Here is an 18,125-nt window from a genome sequence, read left to right as displayed (position 1 = left end):
AACGGAAATCACCTTCATTTTAACTAAATATTCACAAAAAGTCCCTTGACTATTTAATTTTTCAACACTATGAAAAAACTGCATAAAAATTTATGCAGTTTCTAAATTCTTGTTTCAATTTATATTTTTTTTGTCGTTTGTACGTGTTTTACTTTCACCTGTGGCTTTCCAAATCGCCTTTCCACTGTACCCTCAATATAAAGTATTTCATCCTCCTGTAAAAACTCTTGCACAAGCTGAAATACTTGTGGAAATAAGGTGATGGACACTGAGCCATATTCGTCTTGTAGCTGAGCAAAAGCCATTTGCTCACCTTTTTTTGTTCGAATTTTTTTTACCTCTTCAATTAAACCAATCATTTTGACATATGTTCCATCCCGAGTATGTTTTAACTCCCTACATGTAACATTGACTTCTCGCCAAAAAACTCGCTCTTCTGTTATAGGATGTGCTGATATATAGAACCCTAAAATGTCCTTCTCATACATTAGTTTTTCTTTTTGCGTCATTTCTTGAGCTTGCATATATTTGGGCTTACCAAAGCTAATGGCAGTAGCTGATGCCCAATCAATATCTTCTGTAGGTCGCAATAGCTCTGCATGCTTCAAAGCTGCTTCTACCGTCTTGATAAGAACAGCACGATCTCTACCCAAATAATCAAGTGCCCCTGCAAAAATTAAAGATTCTATTACTTTCGGTTTAAAATGTTGTGCACTTAAAGCAACTGCTAAATCAAATAAATTATCTAATGCCTCTTCATTCGATTGTCGTATAGCACTCACTGTCTCGATAAAGGTATGAGGAACACCTTTAATTCCTGATAAGCTATAACGAATGCCATCCTTTTCAACAGTGAAGTATTTGGTACTATGTTTTAATGAAGGCGGATAAAAAGCTATACCTTGTTCTTTGGCTTCATTCACAAGCTGCTGAATCTTGTCCGCATTTCCTGTTGCATTTGACAATAATGCTGCATAAAAGCTTTTTGGGTAATGCGCCTTTAAATAAGACATTTGATAAGAAATAACACTATATGCAACTGCATGGCTTTTAGGGAAGCCATAATCCGCAAAGCGCACAATCAGTGCATACACCTCTTCTGCTATATGGATATCGTAGCCCTGCTTCATCGCTCCATTCACAAATACTGCACGTTGCTCTTCTAATACTTGACGATTTTTCTTACTGACCGCCCGACGCAGTAAATCTGCCTGTCCCATCGAAAAGCCCGCCATCGCAGAGGCAATTTGCATGATTTGTTCCTGATAAACGATAACACCAAATGTCTCTCGTAAAATTGGCTCCAACACTGGATGCGGCATAATCACTAATTCTTGTCCTGATTTGCGTCTTGCATAGATTGGGATAAAATCCATTGGACCCGGCCGATATAACGCATTAACTGCTACTATGTCTAAAAAATGCGTTGGTTTAATATCCCGTAAAGCTTGCTTCATTCCTTCAGATTCTAATTGAAAAATACCTAAAGTATCTCCCCTTTGAAGAAGTTGGAGTGTTTTTTCATCTTGCATCGGTATTCGTTCAAATTCTATCCATGGTCCCCTTGCTTTATAAATAGACCAGCGAATTTGCTCTAAAATTGTTAAATTACGCAAGCCTAAAAAATCCATTTTGACTAGTCCACATGCCTCTACATCGCCCATTGACCATTGGGTACAATAAATATCATCATGCCCCTTTTCTATAGGCATTGTATTGACCAAGGGTGATGGCGCTAATACAACTCCAGCCGCGTGCGTAGAGGAATTCCTTGGCAAACCCTCTAATTTTAAAGCTACTTCTAACCAACGACGATGTTTTTCATCCTCTGCTAACCAGCCTTGTAAGCCCTGTGATTCAGCCACCGCATTTTGTAGCGTTATCCCAGGTTTATTGGGAATCCATTTCGAAATCTTTTCTAATGTTTCAGCTTCAAAGCCTAAAGCCCGAGCTACATCCCGAGCTACAGCTTTTGCTGATAATGTACCAAATGTGATGATCTGCGCGACATTTGCCTTGCCATATTTATGCGCCACATATTGAATGACTTTTTGTCTTTTACTATCAACAAAATCTATATCAATATCTGGTAAAGTGATACGTTCTGGATTTAAAAAACGCTCGAATAATAATCCGTAAGCAAGGGGATCCACTTGTGTTATAGAAAGACTATAGGCTACAAGTGATCCCGCTGATGAGCCCCGACCTGGTCCCGTTAAAATTTGATTCTCTTTGGCGTAACGCATAAAATCTGCAACAATTAAAAAATAATCCGCAAAGCCCATTGAACATATAATTTCAAGCTCATATTGTAATCTCTCTTGATAAACAAGCGGAATCTCATTCTGATTGAAACGCAACGCTAAGCCTGTTAATGCCTCCTTAACCAGTAATTCTTCTGCTGTTTCTCCTATTGTCACTGGAAATTTAGGCATTTGCACAGGCATATTAGGGATTTTTGCTGTACAGCCGGCCAACATCGCTGCGCTCGCTTCAAGCCATTCAGGACGATCAGCAAACCAGCTGCTCCATTCATCCATTGTTGGCACAAAATTACCTTGCAAATAAGTGGATGCCTTTGACTCGGTGCATTTTTCACCTGTATCAATCGCTCTTGCCACCTCAAAAGCAAAGTGGTCTTCTGGTCGTAAAAAATAACAACTCTGTGAAGCCACTAAAGGGATACTTTCATTTTTACACCATGTAACAAAATCCGGTTCTTTTTCCGCAATCATCCCTGCAGGTCTAGCAACCCCCATAAATAGATGCTGACCAAACAATGCTTTTAGAGCACTCGCTGCCTCTGTCCAATTTCTAATTTCTGCTATGTCATTAGAAGAAAGTAATGCTATACAGCCTGCTGCATATCCTTCTAGCCATTTCCATGGCAAAACGTCATCCTCTCTTATCGAAACGGCACTACTAATCTTTAATAAATGCTGATAGCCTTCTTGTGTTTTTGCATATAAAACTAAAGGAATTTGTTGCTCCTGCCATTGTATGTTGACAGAAAGACCAATTACAGCATGAATATTTGCTTGTTGTAATGCTTTACAAAAAGGCAAAAGCCCGTACAATTTCGAATTGACGATTGCACAGGCCTGCGTTTTTTGCTCTTGTAAAAAAGGGATCAATTGTTCAAGCCGAATCGTGCTTTTCAATAAATCCGCGCTCGTATGCATTTTCGTATATACATGTGTCAAATGAATCCCTTCCTTTCTTGGTATTACTTCATTTTATCTTATGATAACACCTATAGAATATTGTTAGTTATTTAAGCGATGTGTTTGACAAATTTCCTTTAAACGATTTATCACACGATCGGCTTCTTCCCATGAGTGTGCAGTTGCACCGGAAGCTAATGGGTGTCCTCCACCATTAAATTCCTTTGCTAGAATATTAATAACAGGACCTTTCGAGCGCAAACGTACTCGAATTTGTTCTCCCTCCTCAATAAACACAACCCATGCACAAATACCTTTCACACTACCAAGGCAGCCTACTAAAAGAGAGGCCTCAGATGGAACAGCATCGAATTCTGTTAACAATTCCTTCGTCAGCTTTATATGTGCTGCCCCATGCTCATCCATTTCAAAATTTTGATAAATATAGCCCTGTAAATTTAATAATTTTTGTTCCATTTCATACATGCCATCAAAAATCTGATTTCGATCAAAATCATATGTAATGAGTTCTGCAGCAATTTTAAATGTTTTCGCTGTTGTACTTGGAAATTGAAATCTTCCTGTATCTCCCACAATACCAGCAAATAACAATCTCGCAGCTGCAGTAGATAGCGACCAGTTAGCTGCATTGCGACCTTCCTCAAAAAGCTCATAAATCATTTCACTACAAGAGCTAGCTGCCGTGTCAACCCACAATAAATCACCATATGCATCATCATTTGGATGATGATCGATTTTTATGACCATCTTGCCCTTTGTATAGCGCTGGTCGTCGACACGTTCAGTATTTGCAGTATCCGTAACAATCACTAAAGCATTATCATAAACATCATCCGTAATTTGATCAGGCTGTGCCATAAATGTTAAAGAATCATCATGCTCCCCTACCGCAAAAACCTTTTTTTCTGGATAATTGGCTAAAATTAATTCTTTTAAGCCTTGTTGTGATCCATAAGCATCTGGATCTGGACGTACATGGCGATGAATAATGATTGTCTCATATAAAGCAATTGTGTCGATGATTTGTCGTCTCAATATAATTTCCCCCAAAATGATAGTAATAACCGTTAGCATTTTTCATTAATAATCGTTACAATAATGTCTAGTTATGCTAGGAGGTTTACTATGCTCAATTTAATTTTTGTGTTTGCCATAATCATATCATTTGTTTTTTATTTTTACTTTAAAACAAAACAATTCCGCTCTCCATTACCGATTGCGAAAAATTGGTACAAAAGCAAAGCGAATGTCAGTTTTGGTGTTTTTATACTTGTTTTTGGATTAAATCAAGCTTATTTATTCCCTGGATTATACACATTTATTATTGTAGCAATTCTTGTTGCTTTAGGCATCTTTGTTATTATTGAAAATATCAAAAAGGTACGACACTACGGTCAATTTGTGGAAGAGGAGTACCGTATTAATCGATAAGCAAAAAATAAGGGATGGCCTAAATTTTCACTAGGCCATCCCTTTTGCCTGCTTAGCGCTCCAAGAGCTGGAACATCATCATTGCCTTCCCGACTAGCATTTGCTGATTAAACACTTCGAAGTCCATTTTCACAAATTTACGACTCATGTCTAAAATTCGAGGTTTTACAGTAAGTGTACTTTCCATTTGCACAGGCTTGATGAAATAAATCGTCATGTTTTCGGCAACGGCATCGCCTCGCTTACGGCGCTTTAATGCAAATGAACCAACTTCTGCTAATAAAGTAGTAAATGCTCCGTAAGAAATTGCCCCATACTGGTTTGTCATTTGAGGTGTTACTTTAAATTCTACGATTAATTCCTCATCACCAAGTACCTTCATTTCATTTTTTACTAAATCATCAATCGTTTCCCCATGCTGAGGCTGTCTTTGTGCAAGCTGAAGTGCCTTAAGCACATCCTGACGGCTTATCACACCTTGTAAAATCGTATCATCATTAACAATCGGTAACAAATCAATGCCTTCCCAAATCATACGGTGTCCCGCAGACGCAACACTCATTTTCATTGACCCAGCAATTGGATTTTTAGTCATTACCTTTTCAATAAGCTCGGTTTCTTCTCGACCAATTACGTCTTTCACAGTAATCATCCCAACAAGCTTATTATTAGCTGTCACTACTGGAAAAGCGCCATGAGTAGTTCGTTCATTCAGCTTTTGGAAATGATGAATCGTTTCATCATTTTTTAGGACAGCTGTATCTGTCATTGGGACATAAATATCCTCAATAAATAAAATATCCTTTTTGATTAATTGATCATATATTGCTCGGTTAATCATCGTCGCTACTGTAAACGTATCATAGCTTGTTGAAATGATTGGCAGATCTAATGAATCTGCAAGCTGCTTATTATCCTCCGTTGTATCAAAACCACCAGTGATTAAAACAGCCGCACCAGCTCGTAGCGCATTCTCATGGGCTTTAATACGGTTACCAACGATGAGCAAGCTTCCTGCATCTGTATAACGCATCATATCCTCTAATTGCATCGCACCAATCACAAATTTTGTCAGTGTTTTATGTAGCCCTGACTTCCCACCTAAAACCTGACCATCAACAATATTTACAATTTCAGCAAATGTTAAGCGTTCAATATTCTCTTTCTTTTTCTTTTCAATACGAATTGTTCCAACCCGTTCAATAGAGCTAACTAAACGGCGATTTTCCGCTTCCTTAATAGCACGATAAGCCGTTCCTTCACTAACTTGCATTTCTTTTGCAATTTGACGTACTGAAATTTTATCGCCCACGGGTAGTGATTCGATGTATTGTAAAATTTTCTCATGTTTTGTAGACAAAATATCACCTATTCCTCAAGCATCATTTCTGCTCTTAGTGTACCATATATTTTAGAAAAATATTTAATATAAAGTGATGAATTTGTTTAACTTTTCCCATCGTTTCAACTATGTACGTGGTGTCAATTTATATAGTACAGCAGTGTCACAGATTAGGAACAGTTTACTTTTTCACCGGCTTTTAAAATTTGAACCTCTGAATTCTGCACTAACTCCGCAAAAATTTGTGGATCCTGCTCGATTGGAGGAAATGTATTGTAATGAATTGGTACGACAATTTTCGGCTTTAAAAATGCAACTGCGCATGCAGCATCCTCTGGACCCATTGTGAAATTATCGCCAATTGGTATAAAGGCAATATCAATCGGATGGCGTTCACCAATTAATTTCATATCACTAAACAACGCTGTGTCTCCTGCATGATAGATGGTTAATCCTTCAATAAATAATAAAACTCCTGCTGGCATGCCCAGATAAATAATTTCATTGCTTTCAGTTACATAAGAAGAGCCATGGAATGCTTGCGTGAATTTCACTTTTCCAAAATCAAATTCCCTAGCGCCCCCTATATGCATTGGATGCGCTTTCACTCCTTGCCAAGATATCCAATTAGCCAGCTCATTTGGTGCAATAACAAGTGCGTCTTTCTTCTTTGCAAGCTCTACCGTATCTCCAACATGATCATTATGTCCATGTGTCAATATAATAATATCTGGTGCTTCTTCCGCAACCTTTAAATCTGTTTGTCCATTCCCATTAATGAAAGGATCAATCAATATTGTTTTCCCATGAGTTTGAATTTTAACAACGGAATGTCCATGATAGCTTATCTCCATTTATAATTCCTCCTTGCATTATTGTTATGAATAGATTTATCGAAAAAATTGGTTAACTGGTAATTATTAAGACATTGATTACCATTAAACAATATGCTCTCTTTAATTTTTATTCGCTATTCAAGCGCATTTTCCCTTTTTTTGATATGCTTATAGGGAGAATAATGTTGTCTTATGTAACAAACTTAACGTTTAAGAGACAATTATTTATTCATTAGCTATTAAAAGCATCGAGGCTGATTTGAATAAAGGAGAAGACTCGCTCAAAAGTCGAAGCCTCATCAAGAAAGCTTTCAGCAGAAAAAAACTTTTAAGCAACTAGAGGAGGAAATATCTATGTCAAAGGTTGAAGAAATTCAAAACTATTTACAACAAAACCAAATTGATGCCGCTTTCGTAACAACACCAGATAATGTTTTTTACGTTTCTGGCTTTAAAAGTAACCCACATGAGCGATTACTAGGAGTGATGATTTTCAAAAACGCAGAGCCTTTTTTAATTTGTCCTCAAATGGAGATTCCAGATGCGAAGGCTGCTGGCTGGTCATATGACGTGATTGGTCACCAAGATACCGAAAACTCCATGGAAGTTTTGGCCCAAGCTATAAAAAAACAGAATGTGGATCCATCAGCTTTTGCTATTGAAAAAGCTCATCTCAATGTAGAGCGTTTAGAAGCACTACAACAATCATTCCCAGAAGCAAATTTTGTCCGTCTTGATGAAAAAATTAATGCTATGCGTGTTATTAAAGATGAAAATGAATTAGAAAAATTACGTAAAGCTGCTGAACTAGCCGACTACGCAATTGAAGTTGGTTGTAAGGAAATAGCTGAAGGAAAAACTGAAATGGAAATTTTAACAGCTATTGAAAGTGCTATTCAAGAAAAGGGCTGTAAAATGTCCTTCGAAACAACGGTATTGAGTGGACCAAAAACAGCCTCTCCGCACGGAATACCAGGTTCTCGCAAAATTGAAAAAGGTGATATGGTATTATTTGATCTTGGCGTTAATTACGATGGTTATTGCTCTGATATTACACGTACAGTTGCCTTCGGTGAACCAAGTGAAGCGCAAAAGGAAATTTATAATACTGTACTAGCTGCCAATACAAATGCCATTGCTGCTGTAAAGCCAGGTGTCCGTGCAATGGAATTAGATAAAATTGCTCGTGACACGATTACTGATGCTGGCTTTGGTGAGTATTTCACACATCGACTAGGTCATGGCCTTGGTATTTCTGTACATGAATTCCCTTCAGTGACAGGTGCAAATGAACTGATTATGGAAGAAGGAATGGTCTTTACAATTGAACCAGGTATCTACAAATCTGATGTTACAGGCGTCCGCATTGAGGATGATGTGGTTGTCACAAAAGACGGTGTAGAAGTACTGACAAAGTTCCAAAAAGAATTAATCGTGCTTTAATTGATTACTAACTACATTTAAATCAAAAAAAGGAAGCACAATGAGTATTCTCATAGTTGCTTCCTTTTGCTATTTCAATTATTAAATTAATTCATCCACATCAACAAATGGTAGACCTTGAGAATCAGCTACTGCCTTGTAAACAAGTTGTCCATCAATCGTATTTACACCTTTTTTCAGCGCAGGATTATCCAGGCATGCTTGTTTATATCCCTTATTCGCAATTTGCAGTGCATAAGGAATTGTATTATTTGTTAAAGCAATAGTTGAAGTACGAGGAACAGCGCCTGGCATGTTTGCTACCGCATAATGCACAACACCATGTTTAACATATGTTGGGTCATCATGTGTCGTCACACGATCAGATGTTGCAAAAATTCCACCTTGATCAATAGCAATATCGACAACTACTGAGCCTGGCTGCATAGACTTAATCATTTCCTCAGAAACAAGCTTTGGAGCCTTAGCGCCAGGAATTAAAACAGCTCCGACTACTAAATCTGAGTTTTTCACTGATTCCGCAATATTATAAGGATTAGACATTAATGTTTGAACATCACGACCAAATAAATCTTCTAATTGACGTAAACGCTCTGGGCTTAAATCAATTACTGTTACATCGGCACCCATACCAACAGCTATTTTTGCCGCATTTGTTCCAGCAATACCACCACCAATAACAGTGACTTTACCGCGTGGTACACCAGATACCCCACCTAGTAAAATTCCTTTACCTGCATGGTTTCTCTCTAAGAACTGTGCACCGATTTGTGTTGCCATTTTACCTGCAACCTCACTCATTGGTGTTAATAGCGGTAAAGAGCCATTTGCTAATTGTACTGTTTCATAAGCAATACCAACGACTTTTTTATTTAAAAGAGCCTGCGTTAATTCAATCTCTGGTGCTAAATGCAAATAAGTGAATAGGATTTGACCCTCATTGAAGTAATCATATTCTGATGCAACAGGTTCCTTTACCTTCATGATCATTTCTTGTGACCATGCCTCTTTTGCTGTTTCAACAATGTGAGCACCTGCTGCCTGGTAGTCTGCATCTGTAAAGCTTGATCCTAAGCCTGCACCTGTTTCAATGAACACTTCATGACCAGCATGTGTTAATGTAACAACCCCAGCTGGTGTCATTGCTACACGATTTTCATTGTTTTTAATCTCTTTTGGAATACCAATCTTCATCTTTCCTATCCCCTTCCATTGCCTAAGAAATTAGCATCATTTTTGTTAAATACGATTTTCCGTATTGATGCACCCCTTGCACTTCCATATTACCAAACATAATTAAAAATTGCTTTAAATAAAGCGATTACAACTAAAATTAACAACATTTCCAAAATACAAAATTTTCAAATTATTTACATTGTATTTTAATAAATCACATAGTTACTATTCAAAAAAATGCAAACTCACTAACAAAATATTTCACCTAAAACGAAATGTAATCTTCGTTTTTACGGGGGATGTCCATATCAGAAGTACTGTTCTTTGGACAACATTGTATGAAGAAAATTAATATTTTTGCAGTTTCACAATAAAAACCTTCACTTTTTCACATTTTTTCTTTCGGAAAGTATTTCCTTTAGAAAATCATTTGGTATAATCAGAATATATAAATCAGGGAGGTAATTCAAATGGCTAATCATTATAAAAGCATTGTAGTTGCAGTAGACGGTTCTAAGGAGGCAGAATATGCTTTCCGTAAATCAATTGACGTGGCAAAACGTAACGAAGGTGCTGTGTTAAACCTAGTAAATGTTATCGACACACGTTCATTTGCTGCAATCGAAGCTTATGATCGTTCAATTGCTGAGCGTGCTCAAGCATTCTCTGAGGAACTATTAAATGGTTACAAAAAACAAGCTGAAGATGAAGGCTTAACAAACATTAACCTTGTAATTGAATATGGCTCACCAAAAAATATCATTACAAAAGAGCTTTCTAACATCGTAGACGCAGACTTAATCATCTGTGGTGCAACTGGTCTAAATGCAGTAGAACGCTTCCTAATCGGTTCAGTATCTGAAGCAATCGTACGCTCAGCAAAATGTGACGTACTTGTTATCCGTACACCAGAAAATAATTAGTACATAAAAAGGTATCCAATTTTGGATACCTTTTTAATTATTTTTCTTCTCTCCACATTTTCACTTTTTCAAAGAACATTGCAAGGGCTTGTTTATTTTGCATATTTGGTACCTTTGCCAGCAATACCTCTTTTGGTGCCTTAAAGTCTTGCCCCTGCTTTTGCAGGATAACAATACTTTTCTCAAGTGCTCTATTGGCAAACATTGTATCGGGCAGCTGAATAATTGCCTGAATCCAAGCATGCTTCTGGATATATTTATGCAATTGCTTAGATTGCTCCGAATCAAAAAGATGAGATGGTGCAAGGAAGAATAAATAGCCCCCATCCTTTGTGTAGTTAATGGACTGCTCAATAAATAAGTGATGGGCAAAACTCATTCCTTCTGAAGGACATAATTCATAATTCAATGCCACTTCCTCGTTTGGATAGTAACCGACTGGTAAATCGCAAACAATAGCATCTACTGGATTCACTAATAAATCTTCTAAAGCATCTTGACGGTATAAAGACACCGGCTGCTCAGTCAAATCTGCTGTTGCTGCAGCTAAACGAATAAGCAGTTCATCAATCTCGACACCAGTAGCTTCTATTTTTCCATCTAATAAATTCATAACTGTTAATAGTAAATTCCCTGTACCGACCGCTGGATCCAACATAGCAATTTTTTCTGTTACAAAACGATCTGTAAAAATCTGCTCTACAAAATAGCCAACTAATAGACCTAGTGTATCTGGTGTCATTTGATGATTAGGCTGAGAACCTTTTCGCATACCCTTTAAAATAGCAATTTGAATTGCTTTTCGTACATCTTCCTTTGTTGCACCTTCTTGCGAAAAATCAACTGTTCCATCCAGCCATGCCTCTAAACCATCTAGAACGCCTTCAAGCAATGTAATATCTTGTTCTTTTTCTATTTTCTCAGCATGTTCATTAAGCATACCAAATAACTTCTCAATATTTTCCATAGATAACTTCCTTTCACGCAGAAAAGAGCTGTGACAAAAACTTGTCACAGCCCCTTTGTCTAGTAATATCTTAGCCTAAAAGCAGCATTTTATGCTAGTGCTTTGACAGCTTCAATCGCCGCTTCATAATTTGGATGGTCTGTTGCCTCTGGTACATATTCCACATATGTCACTTTGTCATCAGCATCCACCACGAAAACTGCACGCGTTAGAAGGCGTAATTCTTGAATATATACCCCATATGCTTCACCAAATGAAAGGTCACGGTGGTCTGAAACTGTTTGAACAGCATCAATACCTGCAGCACCACACCATCGTTTTTGAGCAAACGGAAGATCAACAGATACTGTATAAATCACAACATTGTCTCCTAAGTTTGCTGCTTCCTCGTTAAAACGACGTGTTTGGGCATCACACACACCAGTATCTAATGATGGTACAACACTAAATAAACGAATTTTCCCCTCTGAATCTTTTAATGTAACAGGTGATAGGTCGTTCGCTAATACTGTGAAATTTGGTGCTTGATCGCCAACCTTTACTTCGTTACCTACAAGTGTTACTGGACCATTTTTAAATGTTACTTGTGCCATATAAACGCCTCCTAATCTTCATATGTACTTAATATTACTAAATGAAGGGAATTGTTTGCAACTAAGACAACTCCGTAATTCAATTTCAGGCATCACATAAAAGAGCTGTCTCATTTTCTTGAGACAGCTCAAATTACTATTCCTCTTTTTTTTCTTCCAAAATGTCTATATCTTTTTCTATGAGTGGTTCAGTTGGAAGACTATCCTCTTTGATAGGAAGTGATGGTTGTGTTAATACCTTTTCAATAAACGTATTTTCATGCACAACGGTTGTATCTGCAAAGAAATCATGCAAACCTTTATTGTCAGGTAAAATAACTACAAGAATATATAGCGGCATAAAAATATTACAAATAATCCGCCCAATCCAATCACGAAATATCACATCAGACCAAGTGAGATTATCATGCTTTAATGAAACCACACGCAATCCAAATACCATTTTTCCTAATGTTTGCCCAAAAAACTTAGTCATCAGGACAAAATAACTATAGTAGAGAATAGCAGTAATTATTGAAATCGGTGCATACCATACTGTGTCAGATAAAGACCAATCCATTAGATAAAAAATAGGGTTAACAAAAATACCACCAACTGCTGTTATGATAAATCCATCTAATAAAAATGCCCAAAAACGTATCCAAAATCCTGCTGTTTTTTTAGCATAGTTTTTATTCGTGATCGTTTCTTCTGGATCAATTAGTAGCGTATTGCTGAGAGAGGGTGAACCTTGCATAACAATTTCATGGTTTGTCATTGTACTCCCTCCTTAGTATTCGCCGTATAAGTACATCATTTTCGGTGCTTTATAATCTGTCATAATTTTCATCAGCATTTTTTCCTCAGTAGATGGACCAAACACAGATCCAATCTTCATTCCGACATATGATTGCCAGCCACCCATTTCATATGAATACTCAAATAGTTCAGCATCTTGTAAACCAAAGTCTTCACGTAATGCAGTAATCGTTGCTTCCTCATCACCAATTTCATCGATTAAGCCGGATTCAAGTGCCTTTGTACCACTAAGTATTCGACCGTCAGCAACTTTTTTAACATCTTTCTCAGACATATTACGTCCTTTTTCAACAATATTAACAAATTCCTCATACGTTTCATTAATCATATCCTGCATCATGGTACGCTCTTCTGCTGTTACTTCACGCATAGGACTTAGCATGTCCTTATGCTCACCAGATTTAAATGTTTCATATTTAATACCAACTTTTTCTGCCAAAGCCTGATAATTGATTGATTGCATAATAACACCTATTGAACCCGTTATTGTATCGCGCTGTGCAAATATCTTATCGGCTGGTGCTGAAATGTAATAACCTCCTGAGGCAGCCATAGAATCCATAGAAACATAAATTGGAATTTGTCGCTCTTCTTTAATTTTTAAAAGTTTTTTATAAATTTCTGCAGATTCCTTAACACCACCACCTGGTGAATTAACACTTAAAACAACACCTTGTATTGAATCATCATTTAAAATATTATCTAATTGGTCTAAAAAGAATTGATGATCATATGCTACTGGTTGCCATAACGAACTTGAACCAATATCTTGTATCGCCCCATCAACCTTTAAATAGGCTATCCGCTTATTTATACTACCGTTTTCAATAACTGTCTCCATTACTGATAAATTATCACTAGCCATTAAGCTATCAAAATTACCAAAGAAATCTGATTTAAATATCGCAAATACAGTGTTTATACCTAAAGAAAATACAAGTAATACACCTGCAATAATTAAAGCAGTCCATCTTTTTACATTCATGTCTTTCCGCCTCCTCTACACGTTATACGAATAACTTTCTAATATGTTTCATTTTTTTGCAATCTTTGCAAAAGGTTATGCTCATTAACATTACCGAATATCATAAAAAAAATCAAAGCTCGATAAAAAAACATGAACTTTGATTTTCGACATTATTTCCTAGGAAATTATTATGTGAATTATTGCTTTCGACAAAAACCTCAACAAAATGTCAACCTGTAACTATTTAATGGCACATTTATTTTTTTCTTGTTGACGCAGCTCAATACGACGGATTTTGCCAGATGATGTCTTTGGCAATTCAGTTACAAATTCAATAGCACGAGGATATTTATATGGAGCTGTTAAAGATTTTACATGATTTTGAAGTTGCTTGATAAGACTAGCATTTCCTATCTCTCCATCATTAAGCACCACAAATGCCTTCACAATATTTCCTCGAACCTCATCAGGACTTGCTACAACTGCCGCTTCTTTTACTGCTGCATGTTTCATCAAAGCGTCTTCTACTTCAAATGGTCCTATTGTATAGCCAGATGAAATAATAACATCGTCTCCTCGTCCCTCAAACCAAAAATAACCATCTACATCTTTATATGCTCGATCACCAGTGATATACCAATCACCTCTAAATTGTAAGCTAGTGCGTTCAGGATCATGTAAATATTTTTTAAATAATGCAGGTGTCTCACGATGTACAGCAATATCACCTACTTCTCCTACTGAAACAGGATTTCCTAAATCATTGATAATATCTATTGTATTTCCTGGAGTTGGTTTACCCATTGAGCCGATTCTAGCCTCCATACCTACCATTGTTCCGACTAATAATGTATTTTCAGTTTGCCCATAACCATCTCTAACCTGTAAACGGAAAACATTCGAAAATACTTTTATTACATCACTATTTAGAGGTTCTCCTGCTGAAACAGCCTGACGAACACTCTCTAAATTAAAATCTTGTAAGTTTTCTAATGCAGCCATAAATCGATATTCAGTTGGTGTACAGCACAGGATATTAATATTGAATTTCTCAAGAAGTGTAAGATATGTTGCCGCATCAAATTTACCTTTGTACACAAATGCGGTTGCACCACTTCCCAATGTTGCGAGGAACGGACTCCAAATCCATTTTTGCCAGCCTGGAGCTGCTGTAGCCCAAACAATGTCATCTTCCTGTACGCCTAACCAATTCGGCGCTGTTGTTCGTAAATGAGCATATCCCCAGCTATGTGTATGTACTGCTGCCTTAGGATTGCCTGTTGTACCACTTGTATAAGCTAAAAATGCATTATCTGTACTTTTCGTTGGCGTAGAACTTATGTAGTTTGTTGGTTGATTTTGCATTTTTTGTAGTAATGACTGCCAAGGTTCATGTGCTACTCCTATTACGAATTGCTGCAAGCCCTGTAAGTTTTTCACGTTATCAAATTGCTCAATATATGGCTGATAAGCAACTATACCCTTTGCATTAGCATGGTGTATGCGATATTCTATATCCTTCGTTCTTAGCATTTCGGAACTAGGAATAATCGTTAAACCGATTTTTAATGCAGCAATATAGACAATATAGGCTTCTACAGATCTAGGCACCATTACAATTAATACATCACCTTTTGTTAAACCTTGGTTTGTAAAAACATGTGCAGCCTGATTTGCCTTTGCAAGTAGATGTGCGTATGTAATAAATTGAACATCATTATTTTCATCATAAATAATTAGTGCATTCTTGGTTGCATCCTGTGCATATTTTTCAATTTCCTCTGTAATATTGTACCATTCAGGTGCAATTAAATCTTGTCTTTTCATGGCAAATGCCTCCCTTTTGCTATGACTCATTATAAAACTCCATTTTTATCATTTTCAATGGTTCGCACTCTATTTTAGAAAAGTCATGACAACTATCATACTCTGTTATATGGCATCAGTCACGTTCATTGTCAAAACTAGCTATTGAACAGGAAAGAAAAATATGGTATATTTTGGTCAACTAAAAGCATAATTGCAGGGGGACTCATTTGGAGTTGAGAAGGTAAAACCTGACCCTTTGAACCTGTTAGTTAATACTGACGTAGGGAGCAATTCACATCTAATTCACTGATGAAAGGCTCTTTTGCGTGTATTTATTACACAAAAAGGAGCCTTTTTTGCATGCTTACGTCCATCCAATAAAGGAGGACTTAGAATGATTTTTCAAACTATCCGCAAAAAAAATCCACTAATTCATTGTATTACAAATTATGTGGTGGCAAATTTTCAAGCAAACGGCCTATTAGCAATTGGTGCCTCGCCAGTTATGGCTGATGCCAGTGACGAGGTTGAGGAGATGGTTGCAATTGCCTCAAGCTTATTGATTAATATTGGTACACTTAATGACAAAAAGAAAGAATCCATGTTACTTGCTGGGAAAAAGGCCAATGCACTTGGCATACCTGTAGTATTAGATCCTGTTGGCGCTGGAGCTACAACCTACCGAAAACAAACTGTACAACATCTGTTAAATGAGATCGAATTTGCAGTAATTCGCTGCAATATTGGAGAACTTGCCGCAATTGCCAATGTAGAATGGCAGCAAAAGGGTGTAGATAGTGGCGCAGGTTCAATATCTTTAGAAGATGAAGCGAAGAGAATTGCTCAGCTTTATCATTGTATAGTGATTGTCACAGGTGAAAAGGATTTAATAACTGATGGAAATCAACTGCAATGGATTACAGGTGGGAATTCTCATATGACAGAGGTCACTGGAACTGGCTGCTTATTAAGTGCCATTTGTTGTGCTGCTTACGTAACTGGTCATCAGCCTTATCACCAATTAATAGAAGTACTAAGATTTTATAAAAAAATTGCTGAACAAGCAGGTTCTACTACACAATACATTGGTGATTTTCAAATTGCTGTATTAAATGAACTCTATCGTCTTTCAAAGGCTGGTGAAGAATAATGCAGGTTGTAATGACTATTGCTGGATCTGATAGTGGCGGCGGTGCAGGTATACAGGCTGATCTAAAAACCTTTCAGGAATTAAAGGTGTTTGGAACTTCTGTTATTACAGCATTGACTGCCCAAAATACCCTTGGTGTATCTAATGTCATGCCCATTGAGGCAAACTTCGTTAAGCAACAACTACAGGCACTATTGGAGGATTTCTCAATTAGTGCAATGAAAACAGGCATGCTATTTTCCTCTGACATCATTCAAACTATTTCACAAATGATGGCTAATACTAAAGTTCCGCTTATTGTAGATCCTGTGATGATCGCGAAGGGCGGAGAAAGCTTATTACAACAAGACGCAATTGATGCCATCATGAATCTTTTACTGCCAATTGCAACCATTGTAACTCCGAATATCCCAGAGGCAGAAAGGCTTACTAGTAGAGAAATTAAAACTTTAGCTGATATTAAAGAAGCAGCCTATCTCTTATTACAAACAGGAGTACGATGTGTCATTATAAAAGGAGGGCATCTAGCAGATAAGGATTTCGCCATTGATTATATATTTTTTCACGATGGACAGTCTTTTTCTATGCAAACTCCTCGTATTTCTACAAAAAATACACATGGTACTGGCTGTACGTTTTCAGCAGCCTTAACTGCTTTTTTGGGCGGTGGTCTTCCTATAAAAGAAGCGATTATAGAAGCAAAAAAATTTATTCAATTAGCAATAACATATGATTTAGCTCTGGGTAAAGGGCATGGACCGACAAATCATTTTGCCTATCAAAACTATAAGGAGTCCTGTGAGGTGACTATTTATGAATCGTGAAGATTTACAGCTATATTTTATAATGGGCACAGGAAATGTAGTACATCAGGAGCCACTACACGTTCTTGAAAAAGCTTTACAGCATGGAATTACCATGTTTCAGCTACGAGAAAAAGGGCCTCGTGCCTTAACTGGACAAGAATATGAAAATTTTGCCCGTCATTGTCAAAAGCTTTGCCAGCGGTATAAAGTGCCGTTTATTATCAACGATGATGTAGAGCTTGCAGTAAAACTTACAGCAGATGGAATCCATATTGGTCAAGAGGATTTCCCTGTATCTAAAATTCGTGAAAAAATTGGAAAGATGATACTAGGTGTTTCAGTTCATTCTCAAGCTGAATTGCAAACTGCGCTACAATATGGGGCAGATTATGTAGGAATCGGTCCGATTTTTGCGACCACTTCTAAAAGTGATGCAAATCCGCCAAGTGGAACAAAGTTTTTACAGGGCGTCCGCATTGAAAATCCTGAGCTCCCTATTGTTGCAATCGGAGGCATAAATTGTTCAAATGGACAATCAGTTGTTAACGCTGGTGCAGATGGTATCGCCGTTATTTCTGCGATTTGTGAAAGTGAGGATATTTCCAATACCGTAGCAATATTCAAATCATTGTTCATTGAGGATAAAAAGATCTAAATGTAAACAAACTAAAACCAGTGCCTTTTACGGTCACTGGTTTT

The 18,125-nt window shown here is 37.2% G+C and carries 16 protein-coding genes and 1 riboswitch; of the genes, 6 read left to right on the top strand and 10 right to left on the bottom strand.

Annotation, left to right across the window (positions count from 1 at the left end; all coding sequences use genetic code 11):
* Window positions 1-119: 119 nt before the first annotated feature.
* Window positions 120-3,203, bottom strand: a complete 3,084-nt coding sequence (gene dnaE / locus AC3WOM_RS20860) for a DNA polymerase III subunit alpha (protein ID WP_492448177.1) — start codon at window positions 3,201-3,203, stop codon at window positions 120-122.
* Window positions 3,204-3,266: 63 nt separating this feature from the next.
* Window positions 3,267-4,220 (bottom strand): DHH family phosphoesterase, encoded by a 954-nt coding sequence (locus AC3WOM_RS20855; protein WP_427547431.1) that lies wholly within the window; start codon window positions 4,218-4,220, stop codon window positions 3,267-3,269.
* A gap of 90 nt (window positions 4,221-4,310) precedes the next feature.
* On the opposite strand from AC3WOM_RS20855, the gene AC3WOM_RS20850 reads away from it, so the two are divergent.
* Complete coding sequence (locus AC3WOM_RS20850) at window positions 4,311-4,616, top strand: YtpI family protein (protein WP_427547433.1); 306 nt, start codon at window positions 4,311-4,313, stop codon at window positions 4,614-4,616.
* A 52-nt stretch (window positions 4,617-4,668) separates the two neighbouring features.
* On the opposite strand, the gene AC3WOM_RS20845 is transcribed toward AC3WOM_RS20850, so the two are convergent.
* Window positions 4,669-5,976, bottom strand: coding sequence for a DRTGG domain-containing protein (locus tag AC3WOM_RS20845; protein WP_427547436.1), 1,308 nt, complete (start codon window positions 5,974-5,976; stop codon window positions 4,669-4,671).
* Window positions 5,977-6,128: 152 nt separating this feature from the next.
* The gene (locus AC3WOM_RS20840; RefSeq protein WP_492448176.1) at window positions 6,129-6,812 is read right to left on the bottom strand and encodes a metal-dependent hydrolase; all 684 of its coding nucleotides are present in this window, start codon (window positions 6,810-6,812) and stop codon (window positions 6,129-6,131) included.
* A gap of 336 nt (window positions 6,813-7,148) precedes the next feature.
* On the opposite strand from AC3WOM_RS20840, the gene AC3WOM_RS20835 reads away from it, so the two are divergent.
* Window positions 7,149-8,237, top strand: a complete 1,089-nt coding sequence (locus AC3WOM_RS20835) for a M24 family metallopeptidase (protein WP_492448175.1) — start codon at window positions 7,149-7,151, stop codon at window positions 8,235-8,237.
* Between the two features lie 81 nt (window positions 8,238-8,318).
* Here AC3WOM_RS20835 and ald read toward each other — a convergent pair whose 3' ends face one another.
* The gene (gene ald / locus AC3WOM_RS20830) at window positions 8,319-9,431 is read right to left on the bottom strand and encodes an alanine dehydrogenase (protein WP_427547445.1); all 1,113 of its coding nucleotides are present in this window, start codon (window positions 9,429-9,431) and stop codon (window positions 8,319-8,321) included.
* A gap of 452 nt (window positions 9,432-9,883) precedes the next feature.
* Here ald and AC3WOM_RS20825 point away from each other — a divergent pair, with 452 nt between their 5' ends.
* Window positions 9,884-10,336 (top strand): universal stress protein, encoded by a 453-nt coding sequence (locus tag AC3WOM_RS20825; RefSeq protein ID WP_427547448.1) that lies wholly within the window; start codon window positions 9,884-9,886, stop codon window positions 10,334-10,336.
* Window positions 10,337-10,373: 37 nt separating this feature from the next.
* On the opposite strand, the gene AC3WOM_RS20820 is transcribed toward AC3WOM_RS20825, so the two are convergent.
* The 5 genes from AC3WOM_RS20820 to mbcS form a co-directional block, all read right to left on the bottom strand.
* Window positions 10,374-11,303, bottom strand: coding sequence for a class I SAM-dependent methyltransferase (locus AC3WOM_RS20820; protein ID WP_492448174.1), 930 nt, complete (start codon window positions 11,301-11,303; stop codon window positions 10,374-10,376).
* An 89-nt stretch (window positions 11,304-11,392) separates the two neighbouring features.
* Window positions 11,393-11,896 carry a thiol peroxidase gene (gene tpx / locus AC3WOM_RS20815; RefSeq protein ID WP_427547454.1) on the bottom strand — a complete coding sequence of 168 codons (504 nt, stop codon included), beginning with the start codon at window positions 11,894-11,896 and terminating at the stop codon, window positions 11,393-11,395.
* Between the two features lie 136 nt (window positions 11,897-12,032).
* The gene (locus AC3WOM_RS20810) at window positions 12,033-12,653 is read right to left on the bottom strand and encodes an RDD family protein (protein ID WP_492448173.1); all 621 of its coding nucleotides are present in this window, start codon (window positions 12,651-12,653) and stop codon (window positions 12,033-12,035) included.
* Between the two features lie 12 nt (window positions 12,654-12,665).
* Window positions 12,666-13,679 (bottom strand): signal peptide peptidase SppA, encoded by a 1,014-nt coding sequence (sppA, locus tag AC3WOM_RS20805; RefSeq protein ID WP_492448172.1) that lies wholly within the window; start codon window positions 13,677-13,679, stop codon window positions 12,666-12,668.
* A gap of 222 nt (window positions 13,680-13,901) precedes the next feature.
* Window positions 13,902-15,488: an acyl-CoA synthetase MbcS gene (mbcS, locus tag AC3WOM_RS20800; protein WP_492448171.1), complete on the bottom strand. Its 1,587-nt coding sequence runs from the start codon at window positions 15,486-15,488 to the stop codon at window positions 13,902-13,904.
* A 187-nt stretch (window positions 15,489-15,675) separates the two neighbouring features.
* Window positions 15,676-15,774: riboswitch (TPP riboswitch) on the top strand.
* 90 nt (window positions 15,775-15,864) lie between these two features.
* Between mbcS and thiM the strand changes: the two genes are divergently transcribed.
* From thiM to thiE, 3 genes are read left to right on the top strand one after another with little or no spacing between them, the layout of a single operon-like run.
* On the top strand, window positions 15,865-16,620 hold the full coding sequence (gene thiM, locus AC3WOM_RS20795) for a hydroxyethylthiazole kinase (RefSeq protein ID WP_427547466.1): 756 nt from the start codon (window positions 15,865-15,867) through the stop codon (window positions 16,618-16,620).
* Complete coding sequence (gene thiD, locus AC3WOM_RS20790; RefSeq protein ID WP_492448170.1) at window positions 16,620-17,444, top strand: bifunctional hydroxymethylpyrimidine kinase/phosphomethylpyrimidine kinase; 825 nt, start codon at window positions 16,620-16,622, stop codon at window positions 17,442-17,444. The genes thiM and thiD overlap by 1 nt, the downstream gene beginning before the upstream one ends.
* Window positions 17,434-18,081: a thiamine phosphate synthase gene (gene thiE, locus AC3WOM_RS20785; RefSeq protein ID WP_492448169.1), complete on the top strand. Its 648-nt coding sequence runs from the start codon at window positions 17,434-17,436 to the stop codon at window positions 18,079-18,081. Before thiD ends, thiE begins: the two co-directional genes overlap by 11 nt.
* Window positions 18,082-18,125 lie beyond the last annotated feature (44 nt).

Source organism: Lysinibacillus sp. FW301-JW8 (genome assembly GCF_058788755.1).
The sequence above is the reverse complement of the archived record's forward strand: the minus strand, read 5'-3'. Positions and strand labels throughout refer to the sequence as shown.

Coding starts and splice junctions, on each gene's coding strand:
- AC3WOM_RS20850 (WP_427547433.1), top strand. CDS start 4,311: ATGCTCAATTTAATTTTTGTGTTTGCCATAATCATATCATTTGTTTTT.
- thiD (WP_492448170.1), top strand. CDS start 16,620: ATGCAGGTTGTAATGACTATTGCTGGATCTGATAGTGGCGGCGGTGCA.
- ald (WP_427547445.1), bottom strand. CDS start 9,431: ATGAAGATTGGTATTCCAAAAGAGATTAAAAACAATGAAAATCGTGTA.
- thiE (WP_492448169.1), top strand. CDS start 17,434: ATGAATCGTGAAGATTTACAGCTATATTTTATAATGGGCACAGGAAAT.
- AC3WOM_RS20825 (WP_427547448.1), top strand. CDS start 9,884: ATGGCTAATCATTATAAAAGCATTGTAGTTGCAGTAGACGGTTCTAAG.
- AC3WOM_RS20820 (WP_492448174.1), bottom strand. CDS start 11,303: ATGGAAAATATTGAGAAGTTATTTGGTATGCTTAATGAACATGCTGAG.
- AC3WOM_RS20840 (WP_492448176.1), bottom strand. CDS start 6,812: ATGGAGATAAGCTATCATGGACATTCCGTTGTTAAAATTCAAACTCAT.
- AC3WOM_RS20835 (WP_492448175.1), top strand. CDS start 7,149: ATGTCAAAGGTTGAAGAAATTCAAAACTATTTACAACAAAACCAAATT.
- sppA (WP_492448172.1), bottom strand. CDS start 13,679: ATGAATGTAAAAAGATGGACTGCTTTAATTATTGCAGGTGTATTACTT.
- AC3WOM_RS20810 (WP_492448173.1), bottom strand. CDS start 12,653: ATGACAAACCATGAAATTGTTATGCAAGGTTCACCCTCTCTCAGCAAT.
- tpx (WP_427547454.1), bottom strand. CDS start 11,896: ATGGCACAAGTAACATTTAAAAATGGTCCAGTAACACTTGTAGGTAAC.
- thiM (WP_427547466.1), top strand. CDS start 15,865: ATGATTTTTCAAACTATCCGCAAAAAAAATCCACTAATTCATTGTATT.
- mbcS (WP_492448171.1), bottom strand. CDS start 15,488: ATGAAAAGACAAGATTTAATTGCACCTGAATGGTACAATATTACAGAG.